General features: G+C 43.8%; 10 protein-coding genes and 1 riboswitch. All 10 genes read right to left on the reverse strand.

Translation table 11 applies throughout. From position 1 onward, the window contains the following. Window positions 1–60: 60 nt before the first annotated feature. The 10 genes from metK to ACFYU8_RS16175 all read right to left on the reverse strand — a co-directional run bounded on the left by metK (window position 61) and on the right by ACFYU8_RS16175 (window position 17,751). Window positions 61–1,266 carry a methionine adenosyltransferase gene (gene metK, locus ACFYU8_RS16130; protein WP_390300700.1) on the reverse strand — a complete coding sequence of 402 codons (1,206 nt, stop codon included), beginning with the start codon at window positions 1,264–1,266 and terminating at the stop codon, window positions 61–63. A gap of 134 nt (window positions 1,267–1,400) precedes the next feature. Beyond that, a riboswitch (SAM riboswitch) is annotated at window positions 1,401–1,502 on the reverse strand. A gap of 61 nt (window positions 1,503–1,563) precedes the next feature. After that, window positions 1,564–4,140 (reverse strand): S8 family peptidase, encoded by a 2,577-nt coding sequence (locus ACFYU8_RS16135; RefSeq protein WP_390300702.1) that lies wholly within the window; start codon window positions 4,138–4,140, stop codon window positions 1,564–1,566. A gap of 179 nt (window positions 4,141–4,319) precedes the next feature. Beyond that, complete coding sequence (locus tag ACFYU8_RS16140) at window positions 4,320–5,315, reverse strand: SLAP domain-containing protein (protein ID WP_390300704.1); 996 nt, start codon at window positions 5,313–5,315, stop codon at window positions 4,320–4,322. Between the two features lie 41 nt (window positions 5,316–5,356). Then, complete coding sequence (locus ACFYU8_RS16145) at window positions 5,357–6,304, reverse strand: SLAP domain-containing protein (RefSeq protein WP_390300706.1); 948 nt, start codon at window positions 6,302–6,304, stop codon at window positions 5,357–5,359. A 90-nt stretch (window positions 6,305–6,394) separates the two neighbouring features. Beyond that, the gene (locus ACFYU8_RS16150) at window positions 6,395–7,342 is read right to left on the reverse strand and encodes an accessory Sec system S-layer assembly protein (protein WP_390300708.1); all 948 of its coding nucleotides are present in this window, start codon (window positions 7,340–7,342) and stop codon (window positions 6,395–6,397) included. Window positions 7,343–7,880: 538 nt separating this feature from the next. Continuing rightward, window positions 7,881–8,348, reverse strand: coding sequence for a hypothetical protein (locus tag ACFYU8_RS16155; RefSeq protein ID WP_390300710.1), 468 nt, complete (start codon window positions 8,346–8,348; stop codon window positions 7,881–7,883). A gap of 60 nt (window positions 8,349–8,408) precedes the next feature. Continuing rightward, window positions 8,409–9,368 (reverse strand): hypothetical protein, encoded by a 960-nt coding sequence (locus ACFYU8_RS16160; RefSeq protein WP_390300712.1) that lies wholly within the window; start codon window positions 9,366–9,368, stop codon window positions 8,409–8,411. 9 nt (window positions 9,369–9,377) lie between these two features. Beyond that, a complete protein-coding gene (locus ACFYU8_RS16165) occupies window positions 9,378–9,929 on the reverse strand; it encodes a hypothetical protein (protein ID WP_390300714.1) in 552 nt (183 codons plus the stop codon). A 2,130-nt stretch (window positions 9,930–12,059) separates the two neighbouring features. Next, window positions 12,060–14,471, reverse strand: a complete 2,412-nt coding sequence (locus ACFYU8_RS16170; RefSeq protein ID WP_390300716.1) for a hypothetical protein — start codon at window positions 14,469–14,471, stop codon at window positions 12,060–12,062. A gap of 118 nt (window positions 14,472–14,589) precedes the next feature. Beyond that, window positions 14,590–17,751 (reverse strand): S-layer homology domain-containing protein, encoded by a 3,162-nt coding sequence (locus ACFYU8_RS16175; protein ID WP_390301037.1) that lies wholly within the window; start codon window positions 17,749–17,751, stop codon window positions 14,590–14,592. Window positions 17,752–17,825 lie beyond the last annotated feature (74 nt).

The raw sequence follows: 17,825 nt of genomic DNA on the forward strand, positions 1-17,825 counted from the left end.
TCCTAAAATGAAAAAGAGCCCAGTAGCAACACCAGGCTCTTTTTATGTCATTCATGAATATTACAGTTGAGCAGCCTCTTGCTTCAGAATTTCTGCCTTGTCTGTTTGCTCCCAAGGAACATTCAGGTCATTGCGTCCGAAGTGGCCATATGCAGCTGTTTGTTTGTAGATAGGACGACGCAGGTCAAGCTGCTTGATGATACCAGCTGGACGCAGGTCAAAGTGTTCGCGAACCAATTGCACCAGAGCTTCTTCGGAAATGGTACCAGTACCGAATGTATCTACTGCGATGGAAACTGGTTGTGCTACACCAATAGCGTAAGCAACTTGCACTTCGCATTTGTCTGCGAGGCCAGCAGCCACGATGTTTTTCGCTACATAACGAGCTGCGTAAGCACCGGAACGGTCAACTTTAGTTGGATCTTTACCGGAGAACGCACCGCCGCCATGACGAGCATAACCGCCGTAAGTATCTACGATGATTTTGCGGCCAGTCAAGCCAGCATCCCCTTGTGGTCCGCCAATTACGAAACGGCCAGTTGGGTTGATGAAGTATTTAGTCTCAGCGTCCAACAATTCAGCTGGAACAACTGGTTTGATTACGTGTTCAACCAGATCTTGCTTGATTTGCTCCAAAGTCGTTTCAGGAGCGTGTTGGGTAGAAATAACGATCGTGTCGATACGAACTGGTTTGTCGCCATCGTACTCAACGGTCACTTGTGTTTTTCCGTCAGGACGGAGGTAAGCAAGTGTTCCGTTTTTACGTACTTCAGTCAGACGACGAGCCAATTGGTGAGACATGCTGATCGGAAGTGGCATCAGCTCAGGTGTTTCATTGCAAGCAAAACCAAACATCAAACCTTGGTCACCAGCACCAATTGCTTCGATCTCAGCGTCAGTCATTTTGCCTTCGCGTGCTTCCAATGCTTGGTCTACACCAAGTGCAATGTCAGCGGACTGCTCGCCAATTGCAGTAATAACACCGCAAGTGTCAGCGTCAAAACCGAATTTCGCACGGTCATAACCGATTTCACGAATGGTTTCACGAACGAGCTTTTGGATGTCCACATACGTGTTTGTAGTGATTTCACCTGCTACGAGAACCAAACCAGTAGTTACGGAAGTTTCGCAAGCTACGCGAGCGTTTGGATCTTTGGACAGGATCGCATCCAAAATGGAGTCAGAAATTTGGTCACAAATTTTATCCGGATGTCCTTCGGTTACAGATTCGGATGTAAACAGACGACGACCTTTTTGCAAAGCCATGAGAAAATACCTCCTTTGACCTCATACAAATAGTGTGGTAGCCGAGTTAGGATTTTATCTACGTAAACGCAAATAAAAAACCTTTTCCATCTTTTTAGGAGGAAAAGGTTTGAGCGTTTTTTGCTTCCTTCATCCTCTTATCGGCCAGAACAGATGTCCGTTCTGCTGGTTAGCACCGCTCAAGATCGGTTGCCGAGCTTCATAGGGCCAGTCCCTCCGCCTGCTCTGGATAAGAGTATCCATTACGGTTAATAGAATAATTGTTTTTTTCAGAGATGTCAATAGGAAAAATTTTACTTATAGTTGGTAAGATTTAGAAATTACGACAACAACCTCGGCGCGAGTTGCCCTTCCGTTCGGTTTAAAGGAAGAACCGTACCCACTTAGCCAATTTCTAGATGTCAAAGCCTCAATGGCCGGAGAAGCCCAATGGCTTGTCGGCACATCCTGATAATTCGTGGTACCGCGGTTATACAGCAAAACATTACGTGCCCGCGCGATCATTACCGCCATCTCTGCACGCGATATCGGCTGATCCGGCTTCATTTCATTCTTCGGGTACCCTTTCAAAATACCTAATTGATAGGCTACACCTAGATTGTTATACGCCCAGTGCCTTTTTGGCATATCCCGGAAGGTCGTTTTTCCTGTATAGGTAGTCGCTACCTTGGAACCGGTCGCACGCATCGATTTAAGCAGCATCGTCGCAAACTCTGCTCGGGTCACAGCCTGATTGGGCTTGAACGTCGCGTCATTGAACCCATTTACGATACCATGAGAATTCAGTCTGACGATCTCCGAGCGCGCCCAGTGATCCGAAATATCGCGATAGCCCGCTATCAATTTCTGTTGCGTCACCGTGAGTCGGTACGATTCATATTTGAACGCAGTACCGCTATTGAGGCGCACATAATATTTTCCTGGTTGCAAACGCAAACCGATAATATCGTTTCCTCGGTTAGACAGCTCCGCTACCTCATTCGTCGAAGCAATTGCATAGTTCATGTTTCGATCGCTATAGAGCGCGAAACGAAAACCGCTATCGACAGGAATGTACGGCGCTCGGAACGTCACATACGATTCACTATTCACAGTAAATTGGAACCAGTCGGAATCAGTAGCCGTTGGCATTGTGCCTGACATCACTGTCCCACCGCTTAGCGGAGACGCTTGTTGATAGGTGTCATTCGGCTCATTAAAATCTTTTTTTACGGGCGTGTATCCCAGATCCAGCTGATATTCGCCATTCACCGCATTGCGATTGTACTCACTCACACGAATGTAATACTTGCCCGGCGAAACTTCTTTTTTGACACGCTCTGTCGGATTGTCTTTCGTTCCATTATCGTAGTTAGGGTCCCAGACAACCGTATTTTTCCCAGGCTCTTGTTTACCAATACCCAGCAACAGATCGACACGCTTGTTATCAGGGCTAACAGAGACATCCAAATGTCCGTATTCACGAACATAGTAGGAGAACCAATCCTGATCCCCTTCATCGTGAAAATTACCTGTTACACTGATTTGGTTACCTACGAGCGGCCTTGCCGTCTCTTGTGTATCGTTCGGTTCGTTACGGTCCGGATTGATGGTAAACTTGCTCGTCAACAGGTAGGTAAACGCATTGTTGACCCCTCCGTTACGCATTAAGCGGATATTCATAGTTCCCGCCTTGACAGGGACTGTAAATGTATCCCCATTCCCGAAGTACTGCGTAATCGGCGGACGATTCTCTGGGTAAAAGGTAGCTGCCATCGCTGAAGAAATACCGGAAGTCACTGACGCTGTAAAGCTGACCTTCCCATCGTAAGGGATGTCCATCTTCAACCAGTCTATCGTGTCTTTTGGCCCTAAATTCCCACGTATCTGTGACTCGATCGGAAACGCTTTGGCTGAATACGTCTGATTATTCGGCTCTAAAAAGTCGTATGATAGAGCCGATCGAACGGCCTTGTCGACATTTAGCAAACCGTAGCCCGTTTTCCGGTCCCATCCCTTTTCCCCCAAATCAGTAGCTGTTTGATAAAGCAATTGCCTCACATCTAATGGGCTGAGTTTGGGATAACGGGCGAGTATGAGCGCTGCTGCGCCAGCTACTTGAGGCGCTGCTGCTGAAGTTCCGCTAAAAGAACCGTATTTTCCCCCGAGCTTGGTCGTATAGACATTGAAACCAGGCGCTACCAGGTTCAGCTCAGGCCCTGTATTGCTCTGGTAAATCACTTCATTGTTACCCCTTACAGCGCCTACAGCAATCACCGTGGGATATGCTGCTGGATATGCTACACGGCTGCTCTCATTGCCACTTGCGGCAATAAGAACAGCTCCGCTTCTTTCCGCTCGTTGAACAGCACTCGCCAATTCCTTGGAGTAGGCCATACTGCTGAGAGACATCATGATGACTTTGGCACCACGATCCAAAGCAGTATTGATACCCTTAGCAAGAGTCTGCACCGTAGTATCTCCATTTTTGGCCAAGACTTTAATCGGCAAAATCTTGGCATTCCACAAGACACCGGATACACCAATACTGTTATTCCCGCTAGCAGCCAGTACACCAGTTACTTCTGTTCCATGTCCGTTATCGTCCTGGGCAGACCTCCCGGGATTCACAAGATTCACACCAGGCAGAAGGTTGTCCTTCAAATCAGGATGCTTGTAATCGGCACCGGAGTCCAGCACTGCGATGATAATCTGTTCATTACTATTTACGACTGACCAAGCTTGATGAGCTCTAATCTGACTCAAATGAAGCTGGTTACTTAAATAGTAGTCATTCGATGCAGGTGGTGCTGCAGCATAGATCGTTTGGTTGTTTGCCATCACTAGCGCGACACTTAACGCAGTCGCTACTGACATGTTCACTGATTTTTTCATGCAAAACAGTCCTTCCTTCTCTCCCCTGCACAATAAGCAGTCTAAAAGGAATTCAGGTATTTATCTTCTCGTCCTAGCATAGCGGATGAAAAGGCAGACACGCAACCCTGATCACCCAATATTTGGAATGTTATAACAGTACAAAACCCTTTTCACCATGGGCAAAAAGGGTTTTCTCCTTACTGTAACAAACCTTTATTGTCTTCCACTTCAGGTGCTACCTGAGCTTTTTCTTTTTTTCTTTGCTGTGCTTTCGGAATAAAAGCAGTCAGTTCCGCCAGATTTACCTCTTCCTTTTTGATGGAGGAGAACGGAATATCAAATGCCCATACACGATGGCTGTTTGCTTCTACCTTCATGTTTTCCAAGGTAAAGTGTACACGCGCTACTGAATCGCCATCCTTATCATGAACGATAATCGGCACTTCAGTAAACTCCAGACGTTTTCCCAGACCGTTACGGAAAACAACGATGACTTTCAGGCCGTTATCTTCACCCGGCTTGATATCGAGGACTTGCAAGTCTACTTCGCCCTCTGCAATCGGAGCTTTCTCTGCAGCCTGCTGCAAATATTGCTTGGACTCATCTGCACTCAGACCCAAATTATAATTTTGATTCTCTTCTACTTCGTTCTTTTTCGGCTTGATATAGCTCAGCTTCAGAGGAACCTCTTTTTCAGGAATACGGTCGAACTCATCCCAGCGGAACATGAATTCCATCGGACGGCTGGACATTTCCATCACTGGACCAGATGTGATCAGATCAAAAGTCTTTCTTGCGACTTCCTCTCCATCCTCCGTCACCAAAGACAGTGGAAGCTTTTGAAACAAAATACTGCGATCAGTCGCATTGCGAACGTAGGTCAGAACCAAGTAACCATCATTCGTAACCTGTGTAAAGAAAGGAATGATACCTACCTCGTTACGAACAACCGGAGGCATTTCATCATGCGCGTATTGCAAGAGTTCATGCTCAGCTTCGTCCAATTGATCATCCCACGGACCGTTCAGCACCAAAAACAATTCCTTCGATTCCACACGGTTCGCAGATTGCTGCGGATTCTCCAATCCGGATACACCCAAATAAAACTCTTTATGAAGATTCTCATGAATATCTTCGCGTACTTGCTCCAAGCTCTCCTTGGAACCAAACCAATTTTCCAATAACCAACTCATAAGTTAACCTCCTCTTTCCCACACCTCAAAAGTATTACGTTCTATTCTACCTCAAGCGTCCATCTTTTCAGGTCGGCATCAGGCTTTTTCACTAAATTTGGCGGGAATACAATCAGCCACGGACGGCTGTAACCCGGCTTCACATTAATACTACTTGCGTCCAGCACACCTGTTGCTACCAGATCACCATTTGCATCAGCAATCGTCAGCTTGAGTTCATCTGGACGGTAATCATGTGCCATCCCATTGCGGAAGAGCATCGCTGCTACCAAATGTCCTTCCTTTGTCATTCCGATATCAAAACCAGTAACCTGTACCGTATTAATCGGAATCAATGGCAAGGACTGCGTCAACGCTTCCAGACGATCCTTTTGGCGATCGGTCATGCGCTTTTCCATTTCTGGATCGAGCTCCAGATTACGAGGCCACACATGCGAATTTCTACCAGCCTTCATAACCACTTTCCAACGGTTAAAGGTGAAATTATCATGCAGATAGCTCTCTTCCGGGAACAATACCTCCCACGGACGGCTGGTATGCGGCGGAATTGCGTCCATATCTGACAAATCCACCTTGATCCGTGCAAACGCGTTATCATCGAGATAAATCGCTAATCCAACGTTTTTGATCCGCACTGGCTTATTCGTGGAATTGCGGAAGAACATAGCGACAGTCAGGCCGTTTGGCTGCGGAATCATACTGAATCCAGTTACGCTAACCATGCCTTTACGCATATCAGGCAGTTCTTCTTGCAAAAAGCGAAGCGTGTACTTTTTCTCGGAATCCAGTTCACTTTCCCAAATCGGGCTCAGAGACAATTCCGTACGAATCTTTTCAGCTCCACCTACAGAAGCTTCCTGTTGCTCATTGCCTTCCATTTCTACCTCGGTGTTTTTCATCTCAGCGACATCAATGGCAGACTCTTCTTGAATATCTTTTTTCAAATCTTGCTGATCCTTACCTAATAAATTCTTCATAAAGGAAAACATAGGCTACCTCCTCACACGTCCGGACACGAACGAAGCTCTCTTATCATGATAAACTTTTTTGACCAGCCTATGCAAATTCGCTCTCTTGCATCAGGCTCCTTGGGGAACGTTTACTTTCCAACGGGACAAGTCCAGCTCTTCCTTTAGAATGCTCTCTGGCGGGAAAATAAACAGCCACGGCTTACTTGTATTTGCATTTACAGTCAGGCTCCCGAGTTCAAACAGGCCTTCTGCCACTTTATCCCCACTTGCATCATAGAGCGCCAGTGGTAACTTTTCGAAGGACAGCGACTGCACAGAGCCATTGCGAATCAAAAGCATCGCATTCAGAGCACCACTTTCGGTTCTACGAATCTGCACACTTTGTATATTTACTTCTCCCTCTTTTAGAGCGGGGAGGTTCTTCGCTAATTCAATTAAGGACGTTTTTTGTTCATCAGTGAGCGCCTTAATCCAGGATTCCTCCAGCTCCAGCTGCTGTGGAAGAACCATCTTCTTCTGCGCCATCTCAAAGGCGATCTTCCAATTCACGAGAAGAACTTCTACCTGTAAAAAGTGCTCTCTGGCAAATACAAACGACCACGGCCTTGCAGAACGCGGCGGAATTTCTCCGAGCTCGCTCAAATCAAAGGATTGGCGGGTAAACAGCTCCTGATCCCCAAACAGTACTACCAGTGTCATCTCATTTAGGCTGATTGGACGGTCTGTGCTGTTTCGTACGAATGCTACCACTTCAATCCCGTCGTCATGCGGAACAAGTGAAGTCCCTGCCAAGGAGATATTCCCAGGCTGCAACGGCTCCAGCTCCTGAGCCATAAAGGAGAGCGAGTATTTCTCTTGTGCCCCCAACTCCTTCTCCCACAATTCATGCAGCGAGAGTGTTGTGATGACGCCAGTTGATTCCTCTTGTACCTGTTTCGCTTCCTGATGAGACTGTTCGGTATCAGCAGCGGAAAGGATCGATTCCTCCTGCACCTGCTCCCGCACCTCATTGGTTGTCGGTTTGTTCCCCATTAAATTCTTCAAGAAGGATAACATATCGTCGCTCCCAACTTTTCTCTACATCTATATATAGTAACATTCGTCATCCACTATAGCATAGTGACATCCTTTTGCAACATAGAAAACTTGGCATTCCAATCAGAAAACAAAAGGCTTTTGCAACCTTTTCACCGCATGATTCGTACTATAGTTATGTTAGGATACCCGTACGCAACAGGGGATGTCAAGGAATGGAAGGATGGGCGGTGGGACAAAAAAGACCGTTTCTTAGGCGGTCTATACCGTTCAGACAACATTCAGCGTTCATCATGTCTCATTCGCATATTAATGAAGAAATTTTTTTAGGCTATCGAGACGTGGAGGATTTCATGTATAACATTTCCATAATGAGTTAAAGTTTACAACGTTGTTTATTATTGATAAAATGTAAGTGTCTAAACAAATAACTTGGGGAATTGCTTTTTGGCCAACTGTCTTGTGCAGTTGGTTCTTTTTTGCTTTAAAAAATAAGAGCCTATCACGAATGCGATAGGCCCCGCCAATGCTTTCCGTTTCGGACTTTTGCGCCCGCCATCTATTGAGGTGGAATATTTACATCAATACGCTTAGTGGTACTCGCATTCCCCGCTGTGAACGTGATTTTCACGTGCTCGCAAAGTTTAGTATTGGTGGTATTTTGTTGAACTAGCCTAATTTTTCCAGCGTCATCCAGCTGCAAATAATGCGCAGGTTTGTTTCCTCCACCCATCCCCTCAACTTTTACAACATCTATTCCTACAGCAGGATTCTTTTGCGTTCCTTCTATTAAACTGATGATTTTATCCGTCACATCTTCTCCTGCCTTGCTCGTACTCTCGATTAACGCACTCTTGTAGTACTTATCACTTTCTTCCATGAGAATTTCTCGGTCACTCTTTCCACCATCTTGAGCTTTTGGCAGAATATCTACGTCTATTCGTAAGATCTGGCTCGCAGTACCTGCTGTAAGCATGATTTTTACATGTTCGTACAGAGTCGTATTCGTGGTATTCTGTTGAATCAAATATATTCTTCCTGATTGATCCGCTCGCAAATATTGTGCAGGTTTGTTTGCTCCACCCATTCATTCGATTTGATAAATTTGTACCTGAACATTTGGATTTTTGCTCATGCCATTTTTCAGGTGGATAATTTGATCAGTGACATCTACTCCGGCTCCTGTCATTGCAGAAATCGAAGTGACTCTGTTGTATTTATTTACTTCGTCCTGGACGATTTGGTAATCGCTTGGTCCTCCAGTATCGCCATTGGGCTGGATGGTGACCACTACTCTCATCGGGGTAATAATCCCCTCCACCAAGAACCACACACTAACTCGTTCTTGTACCGGCTCCACCGTGCTGTTTGGTTTTATCAGAATCACTTTTCCAGATGGATCGACTTGCAAATATTCGACCAGATTGTTAGGAGAGATCGGCTCTATTCTTCTCGGCTTGATCTGAACAACCGGATTTTTCACCTGACCTTCCATCAATCGAATGATTTGGTCCGTAATATCCTCACCGGCCTTTGCCGAGTTTGGAATTGTGGCAGTGCGGTAGTACTTGAAGGTTTCCTCTTCGCCTATTTGGATTTTGATTGTTTCCTGAATTGAATCATCAAGCGCCTTCTGCACTGCTAGATCGGAAAGCGGTCTCTCTTTCACGCTGTAGATCATAAATAAATAGGTTTCCTGCTTGTATTCATCTGTGAATCCTGGGAAAGCTTGGCCAAAGTTTAACCCCAATACCAGATCGGATAATGCTTCACGCATTTGGGTAGTGGCTGCGTGCGTTTCCTCTCTTGTCGGATTGTCACTGATTTTAATAGCGTTGATCCGATCAATTGCTCCAGACATTGCTCCATCTTGGATTGCTGGCTGAATGGTTACTTCTACACTTTGCCCCGTACTTGTCTCGTCTACTGTGAACCACACACTGACTCGTTCTTGCACAGGACTGCCCGTCGTGTTTACTTTCACGAGTTTTACTCTGCCATCTTGGTCTACCTGCAAATATTCCACCGGGCGATCGCTGCCCTTCATTGGTAGAACTTATTTCGCTGTAACCATCACGAGCGGGTTCTTCTCTTTGCCATCGATAAGGCGAATGATTAGGTCGGTAATATCATCCCCTGCTTTTACTGTGTCAGGGATCGTCGCTGTTTGTTCATACATGGGCATTTCTTCGTCGGCTGTTCGGAGATTAATTGTTTCCTGTATGCAATAGTCGAGACCAGCTTGGACATCTTTTTGGTCGAGAAACGGTTTGTACTTTACCAGATACACCATACGTGAGTAGGTATCTTGCTTGTATTCTTCGGTGAATCCATCAAAAGAATCAGAAAACTTGAGTTCTAAGATTGGATCGGATAATGCCGCACGCATTTGAGAAATCGCTGCCTGCTCCTCTTCCCTTGTCGGGTTGTCACTGATTTTGATCGTGTTGATCCGATCGATTGCTTCGGATAATGTTCCCGTTTGAGCAAGGGCTGCTAATGATCCTCTTGGTGAGAAAGGTAAGATCAGTGCCAGCGCTACAAACGTTAGGAAAAACTTTGACATGATTGACTTGAAGCGATTGCCTCGGGTTTTTTCGCTCATCATATGCGCCTCCATATATTTATAATCACAACGATGCGAATAATAGGAATAATCAATATTTTTGTATAGGTATATTTTCCTAGATTAAAATAAAAAGCTTATCGTGTCGCTTCGATAAGCTTCTAATTCTATAGTATTGGACATTTCATTGAGAGATTTGTCCTTCTTATATTTTTACCAGTTTTATTTTGCTATTTTTTCAAAACATCAACTTCCAAAGGTTAAACTACACTTCCACATTGCGTGGATTTCCATTACTTAACAATCAGTTACATCTCATATTCCTTTTTTATACAAACGTTGGATAATATGGACACCACGGAAAACTGGTAGGACGTGATTTGCTGGAATTGGTGAACAATTAGAAAGTATCGTAAGGGTTAGTGCTATTTATTCTTTGCAGTGAATGTTCTTATTTTGAGATCGTAGAAAGGGGCTAGTCCTCATGTGACTGATCTTTCTTCTGAGCTCACTAATTGAATTAGAGGACCCATAGCAACACAAATAAACTGAGCGAAGCTGAAGTCACTTTATCCACACACTAGTTGATCCGATGCATTTGTCATAAGCAAGATTTTGTAACAAAAATACAAAGTACTACATAGCGAGTTACTTATCTTCATTCTGATCCGCAGACGATTAGATTGATTAGACACTCCCTGTTACGTATTAGTAACTCAAACAGGGTGGAGATATACTGATCAAACTGATTCGAAGGCGTATGCCCGCTCTAATCGCTTCAGAATACCCTTCTGTAACTTACAGAGGGTTTTCACCAGACTTCGTGTCTGAAGCCCCTCTCTATATCTTTTGCTTTTATGTACGTTATTAGCTCGCGAAGATTGCTGCTATAGTTACGTAGTAGGCCATTGCATATTCGCTCGACAACACCCTGACAGTCTTGTCGTCTCGCCGCTCCTCTTGTTTGCCTTACTCAGGAAAAGCTCCCCAGAAGCCCTCATTTTCCCCTGTCTAGACCGACTACGGACAGGTCAAGAGAGTTGTCTCCTTTCTCGATCTCGACCATGTAATGGTAGTTGTCCAGCGTGAACGCATATTTCAAGCCACGTAACCTCTTTATCCAGAACCTCTATAAGTGGCACCAGAAAAACACCTGTGCAGCTCTGGTTGTCTGGATATGTGCGTGACCACAAAAAATGTATGAACCAATTTTCGATTATTACGGCAGGAGGCAAAGAATTTCTTAGCTGCCGGTCGAAAGTTAATGGGGAGGGAATATCGTGCCTTTAGATTTGAGAGTTGACACGGGAGATTTAAATTTGTTGGCAAATAAATTTGGTATCTGGAGTGTTTAAAAGATCGTTTGCGCTAGTGAGCGTAGAACGATTCATCCCAAGAATTTTGCGCGAGATTGCAAGGGCAGCAGTTGTTCTTGGGGGCATCTATCTGCTTGGACTCTGGTTATGCTAAAAATGTGCTGACGAAAAAAGACCGCTGGCCTTCCAGTGGTATTAATATTTTTGGGGACTAACTGCATTCTTTATATTCTTCTGTGAGCATTACATATAAAACGGTGCAGACTCTTGTTAAGTAGCATGGAAACTTGTTTAGCAAACAAAAGCACTCAACTTTTTACAGTAAGATCATATAAAGTTTTACAGTAAGTTTTGTCCTCAAAAATGGTTACAAATCAACTGAAAGAACATTACATGAAATGGTATAGAGTAGCAGCAATAACGAAAACAGTACAGATCCACACACAACCCTCAGATAGGTGAGCAGCACTCGTGAACAATACTGGTTACACAGTTAAAGAACATGAATAAAGCGTAGCGGATAATTTGAAAAAGTATAGGGATAGGAGCTTAGTTGGATTCATTATTCTATACATGTGAGTAGAACCCAAAATCCTTGGAGTAAGTATCAATATTAAGAAAAAGGTCTACCTCCTTCAAGGTAGCCTCATGTCACCTTCATACGCTCTATACGATCATATGAAGTAATGTACCTGTACCTGTAACTGTAAGAATATCATCCCTATTCTAAATATAAGTAATATCCATATTTGTACAGTATGAACATAGCATAAAGAAAAGAGCCTACCTCTAAAAAGGTAGGCTCTTTTTCTACTTCTTTTGCTCTAGACGAGCATAAGAAGCAAAGTTTTGATTACTACTTAACAGTTTTTACAACATCCAGTTTCAATGTGTTACCAGCTGCATCAGCACCAGTCAATGTACCAGTTGCTTTGGTAGCAACTTTTACAGAGCTAATTGCAGCAGAGTTCAGGTTAACTGGACCTTCAGTTGCAACGGCGCCTGTTACCTTAATATCGGTTCCACTTGCGAAATTACCATCGCCATCTACATCGATGTACAAGAACTCATCACCATTTGCTGGAGTACCGTCTGGATCTGCAACTTTACCAGTTACGGTAATTACATATTTACCAGCATCAGCACCAACAGCATCTACAAATGTAAGCTCGCTAGCTGCGATTACTTTTCCGTTCACAGTTACATCAAAATCTCCAACAATGGCAGCAGTAGCCAAAGTTTCACCAAAACCTACGGTAACTGTACCGTTAGTATTTAGAGTAGCAGTATCCAATACAGGAGCTTTGCTATCTGTTACATTTACAGAACCTGTGAATGGAACAATAGTTGCACCAGCTGTATTTTTAACATTTGTGATACGAAGAATAGCAGCCGAATCAGTTTTAGCAATTGCTTCTTCAGGAATAGTAATAGTTGCTACTTCCAATGCAGGAGCACCCAGTGTGATTACAGTACCTTCAGGCAATGGCAATCCATTCAGTGTGTAATTATTTACATCAGTTGCAGATCCTGCATCTGCTCCACCTTTCACAGCTACACCGTAATTAACAGTAATTACGTTAGTTGTATTGGAAGGTGTACCTCCAAGAGCAGCTTGAGTGATTTTAAACTCACCAGTTTGTGCAGTTCCAAAATCTACAACTTTAGTAACTGCTACAGAATTATTTGCTGTTTGTGCAATATCTTTCACAAAACCAGCATGGATGTAAACAGTGTATTTTCCAGAAGTAACTGGTGCGACAACTGGAATTTCAACTGTTTTTGCTCCTTTTAGAACAGCGGCAGTGTTTGCTCCAAAGAATCCTGTTGTAACATCAGCACCGTTAGGTCCGATTACAGTAATTCCAGTGGTAGCATAACCAGTAGGAGCAGCAGCCAAGCCTTCGCTAAGCTCAACAACTACTTTTTCCACGTTACCTGTTGCTGCATTTTTCGTAAAGGTAACATCTTTAACAGTTGGTGCAGTAACATCTTTGGAAATAGTTACATTTTTAAATTGTGTAGGAATCTTGTTACCAAGAGAATCTGTTACTGCATCATTAATAGATACAGTCAATGTACGAGAAGCTTTGTTTGTATAAAGACCTGCTGGCAGGTTAACCAAAAACTTTTTACCAGTAGTATCTTCTGGATCTGGAGCAATACTAACACCCAAGTCATCTAGCATTTCATCTTTAACTTTAACATTGGATGTTGTAATAGTTGCAGCATCCATAGCTTTGTCAAAGGTCAGAACAAGTTGATCATCGCTATTTGTAGCAACATTGATGTTAGGAGCTACAACATCTGTTGTTACAGTAAAGGTTTTTGTATCATAAGAAGTTACGTTACCTGCATTATCAGTAAGATTAATAACTTCCAAAGTATGAGTTTTGTTTACTTCAAGACTCAACCCGGAAATTGTTGCAGATTTTTTATCAGCAGATTGAGTGTACGTTTTAGTTGCACCATTCACTTTGAATGTAGCAGATACAACAGGCTCACTAAATGTTACAGTGAGGGAAGTAGCAGCGGTACCATTAGTAACCGATTTAACTTCAAGTGCAGTTGGAGCTACTTTGTCTTCAAACTTAATCGACTTAGCGAAAGTTGGGAACACATCAGTAGTACCTTTTGCTTTCACGCCACTGATTGTAATTGTGAAAGTTGTCTCGGTTGTAATAGGAGTACCAAGTGTCAGAACTACTTTTTTACCATCCACTTTGATAGAAGCTGGGTTGGCACCAATTGTTGATCCAACAACTTCACTAAATTTGAAGTTAGAAGGAGCAGTAGTTGCATCTACTTCTTTTCCAAATACAACTTCAACTTCGTTAGAGTTAATTGCACTTACGGATTCAACTTTCAGTTCACCTGGAGTGTCATCGCCATCAACTTTAGCTTTAGCATCTACAGTTTCAGTAGAAGTGCCATCTGGCTTAACTACATTGTACAGGTCAACGAAGTCGGATTTTTTCAAAGGTTCCGCAAAAGCACCTGTGGCACCATTAGGATGATTCAGGATCTCGGAGAAGAAAGCACCTTTTCCGTTGATGTGTACGAACACGAGGTTGTCAGATCCAACGCGCAGATCTTTTGCGTATTGAGCTTTTGCTTCTTTAGTCAGGTTCAACAAAGTTGTTGTGGAGTAAAACTTTTTAACATCTCCACCAACATAAACACCAGCTTGTGGTGCTGCATATGCAGAAGCTGCCATGCTAGCTACTACTGCAGTAGAAAGAACTGAAAGTGCTACTTTTTTATTCACGTACTACCCCTCCGTATGTTTGATAGGAAGTTCTCTTTTTAATAGGGTATGTAGTACAGAAGGGGGAAAATCCCCCTCTATACTACCCTGTAGATATAGTTACTATTGAAGAGTAATCTTACGCTTCGTTGTAAGTTACAGTAGCTTCGTCAGTCTTACCATTTGTGCCGGTAACTTTCAGGGTGCTGCTGTTAACTTTACCTTCAGCGATAGCTTCTACATAGATCTCGCCATCTTTGATGGACAGTATGAGATCTTCTTGAGGCAGTTTAGAACCATTTACGTAGAGTTCAACTTTCTCGATATCGGATTCTTTAACACCCGAATTCAATTTAGCTGTAACAGCCAGCGTTTTCATGCCTGCACCAGCTTCTACGTATTTACCAGTCAGTTTGGAAGCAATTGCATCCCAATCACCTGGGTTTGTTGGCTCAGATGGCTCTTGCTTCAAGAATGCTTCTGCTTCATCTTCCAGGTCGTCTTTACGAACTGTCTTCGCGTCGGAAACGATCAGAACGTAGTCGTATTTAGTACCGGAGATATCAGCGCTGTCGATCATTACAACATAGTCGCCTTCGTTAACGCCATCTGTGCCGCCCAGGTCATCGAACAGATCGAAGTAAACTGTAGCAGATTTGATGCTAGCTTTCTTCTTGTTGTTGTCAGCATCTTTGTAAGTGATGGTGTCTTTGCTTACATTATCAACCAAACCAACAACCAATTTGTCGATGCTTGCTTTTTTCATGCCTTTTTCGTCAGTTACTTCTGCGAGCATGCCTTTAGCGTTTTTGTTAACTACTTCAACTACATCGTCAACGATAACTTCGTCGTTGGAATCCAATGTGAATGCGATGAAGTCGTTACGACGGATGTCGTCATCTTTCAGATCGGCTTGATCGCCATCGAGTTTGTATTCTTTCTCAACAACTTTGTCGCCATCTTTAACCCATACTTTGATGGTGTCTTTACCGCCGGAGCGACCGAAGTCGATCACTTGACCGTAGATAGAGTCGCCGCCCAAACCGTCACCGTCAACAACGAAGATAGCTTCTACTTCGTCTTTATCGTTTACAGTGTAGATTACGGACAGGTCGTTTTCGTCAGCAATGTCTTTGAACTTCGCAGTTTTAGCGTTTTTCAGTTCTGCACGTTTGCCGTTCGTTTCCAACTCACCAGTCATGTTGAAGACAGCTGTTTTGCTAGTAACTTCGTAGTCGCCAACCATATCGTCGTCTTCATCTGCGAGGTCATCCCAAGCTTTGCCGGATTCTTGCTCAACCTTTACAGGTTTCAAGAATTCAACTTTAGATGGTTTGCCATCTGAATCAAGAGTTACTTGTACGAGCAGAGTGTCTTTGTCTTTGCTAGGTACCAGGATGTTTTCCAGATCCCACTCGGACTTGCCATCTCTGGAGTAGTTTTTGCCATCGAAGTCATAGATGTTTTTAGCTTCGAGGGAAACAGTTACTTTTTTACCTTTTTGAGTCAACACAGTGAAATCCCAAGTGTCTTTGCTTGTGTTGAAAGTAGCTGCACGAGTGATGATTGCTTTTTGTTTGCGATCGTCGATAGCATCCTTAGTTTCGATGTGACGAACACGACCAGAAGCATCCAGGTACAGTTTTACTGTTTCGTCGTCCAAGCTGTCAACCAGATCCCAGTGGTCTTTGTCGATGTCTTGAACATCTTTGTTACCGTCATCGGAGAAAGTAGCACCTTCGTAAATGCGGTATGTTTTGTCGCCGACAGTCAGGCGGTAGTCGTTGTTGTTACGGCTAACAACTTTGTCTACTTTACCTTCTACTACTGTGTCAGTAGCGAATACCAGCAGTTTGTCTTCGTCGCCATCAGCGTAGTATACGCTGTAAACCATGCCTTCTTTCAGATCGCTGAATTTAGCTGGTTTACCATTGAGGAATACCAAGAAGTCTTTACCTTCTTCTTTGTCTTCCAAATCGTTGAACTTGTCGTTATCACGGTTCGTGATTTTCTTCTTATCAGCATCGATTTTGGAGATAACTTCGGAACCGTATTTAACGCCTTCGTCTTCTTTGTTGATGGATTGGTCGTCAATAACGTGGATGTAAGCAATCTCGTTATTGTTGTCCAGAACAACTTTTGCACCGAAAGTGAATCCGCCATCAGCGTTGTCCTTGATGATTTCTTTCAAACCATCAACTGCATCGTTGAAGCGAGTGAAGTTGTAAGTTACTTGGGAGTTTTTGTTGAAGCGGTATGTTTTGCCGCTAGCATCCAGCTCCAATTTCAGATCAGCCAGATCAGAGTTGCTCAGATCTTTTGGATCTTCGAAAGTTTTACCTTTCAGAGTGAATTCGCTCACGCGGTCCATGATAACTTCTTCGTCTGTGGAACCTTCCATCCAAACGATTACGTTTTGACGGTCGTCTTTGATCCACACTTGTACGTGTTGGCCAGCGAAATCGTTAGCGTTGATACCGTCAGCTACTTTGTAAGTAGTGTTGCCGATACCAGCGTCTTTACCGTTCAAAGTAACTTCGTTAGCTTTGATTTTGCCCAGACCGATAGCTGGTACGTTAGTTACCAATGGCAAGTCACCGCTGTCGTTGCCAGACTCTTGAGCCCACTCCATGTCACGAACAGTAACTTTCAGGTATTTAGTCAGAAGAGTTCCTTTCGTGATTTCATGACGGATGTCAGTACCGTATCCAACTTGCTCCATCAGGTCTACGCGAAGAGCGTTGTCGAGCATTTTGAAGATATCGCCACGAGTTGCTGCATTGTTAGGAGTAGTGATGCTTCTAGCAATGTTCAGCTCGGAAGCTTTGGAGATCATGCTGTTAGGCCATACACCCTTAACTGCTGGCTCATAACCCAGTGCACGAACGACCATAGTTACTGCTTCAGCATAAGTAACTTGGTTTTGTGGTTTGAAAGATTTGTCCGGGAAACCTTTTACGATTTCTTCGCCGGAAGCTACGTTTACGAAACCAGCAAACCAATCAGTAGATTTTACATCTGTGTAAGAGTTGCTGAATTGTGCCAATTTCGCACCTTGCTCCAGTCCGCGAGCGCGAACAACCAGAGTAGCGAACTCTGCACGAGTGATAGTTTTGTCTACACCGTATTCGCCGTTGCCATAACCTGCTACCAGGCCAAGAGCTTCCAAACGTTTTACGGTTTTTTCCATTTCAGCGTCCATTTTAGGAGCTGTAGTTGCTGCTTCCTCTGCTGCGAAAGCCATTGGAGCAACAGTAAGTGCGAGTGCACTAGCCAATACACTGTTAACGACCTTTTTCATAACCTTGTGTTCTCCTCCTCTAGTATAAACAAATTGTTCTTGGGGAATATTTGTTGTTAATCTATCTTTCTTTT

It is taken from the genome of Brevibacillus sp. NPDC003359 (assembly GCF_042878995.1).
Taxonomy (GTDB): domain Bacteria; phylum Bacillota; class Bacilli; order Brevibacillales; family Brevibacillaceae; genus Brevibacillus.

Excerpts from the sequence above, each read along its gene's own strand:
- ACFYU8_RS16160 (WP_390300712.1), bottom strand. The coding sequence starts at position 9,368 with ATGAAGGGCAGCGATCGCCCGGTGGAATATTTGCAGGTAGACCAAGAT.
- ACFYU8_RS16140 (WP_390300704.1), bottom strand. The coding sequence starts at position 5,315 with ATGAGTTGGTTATTGGAAAATTGGTTTGGTTCCAAGGAGAGCTTGGAG.
- ACFYU8_RS16150 (WP_390300708.1), bottom strand. The coding sequence starts at position 7,342 with ATGTTATCCTTCTTGAAGAATTTAATGGGGAACAAACCGACAACCAAT.
- ACFYU8_RS16135 (WP_390300702.1), bottom strand. The coding sequence starts at position 4,140 with ATGAAAAAATCAGTGAACATGTCAGTAGCGACTGCGTTAAGTGTCGCG.
- ACFYU8_RS16175 (WP_390301037.1), bottom strand. The coding sequence starts at position 17,751 with ATGAAAAAGGTCGTTAACAGTGTATTGGCTAGTGCACTCGCACTTACT.
- metK (WP_390300700.1), bottom strand. The coding sequence starts at position 1,266 with ATGGCTTTGCAAAAAGGTCGTCGTCTGTTTACATCCGAATCTGTAACC.
- ACFYU8_RS16145 (WP_390300706.1), bottom strand. The coding sequence starts at position 6,304 with ATGTTTTCCTTTATGAAGAATTTATTAGGTAAGGATCAGCAAGATTTG.
- ACFYU8_RS16165 (WP_390300714.1), bottom strand. The coding sequence starts at position 9,929 with ATGATGAGCGAAAAAACCCGAGGCAATCGCTTCAAGTCAATCATGTCA.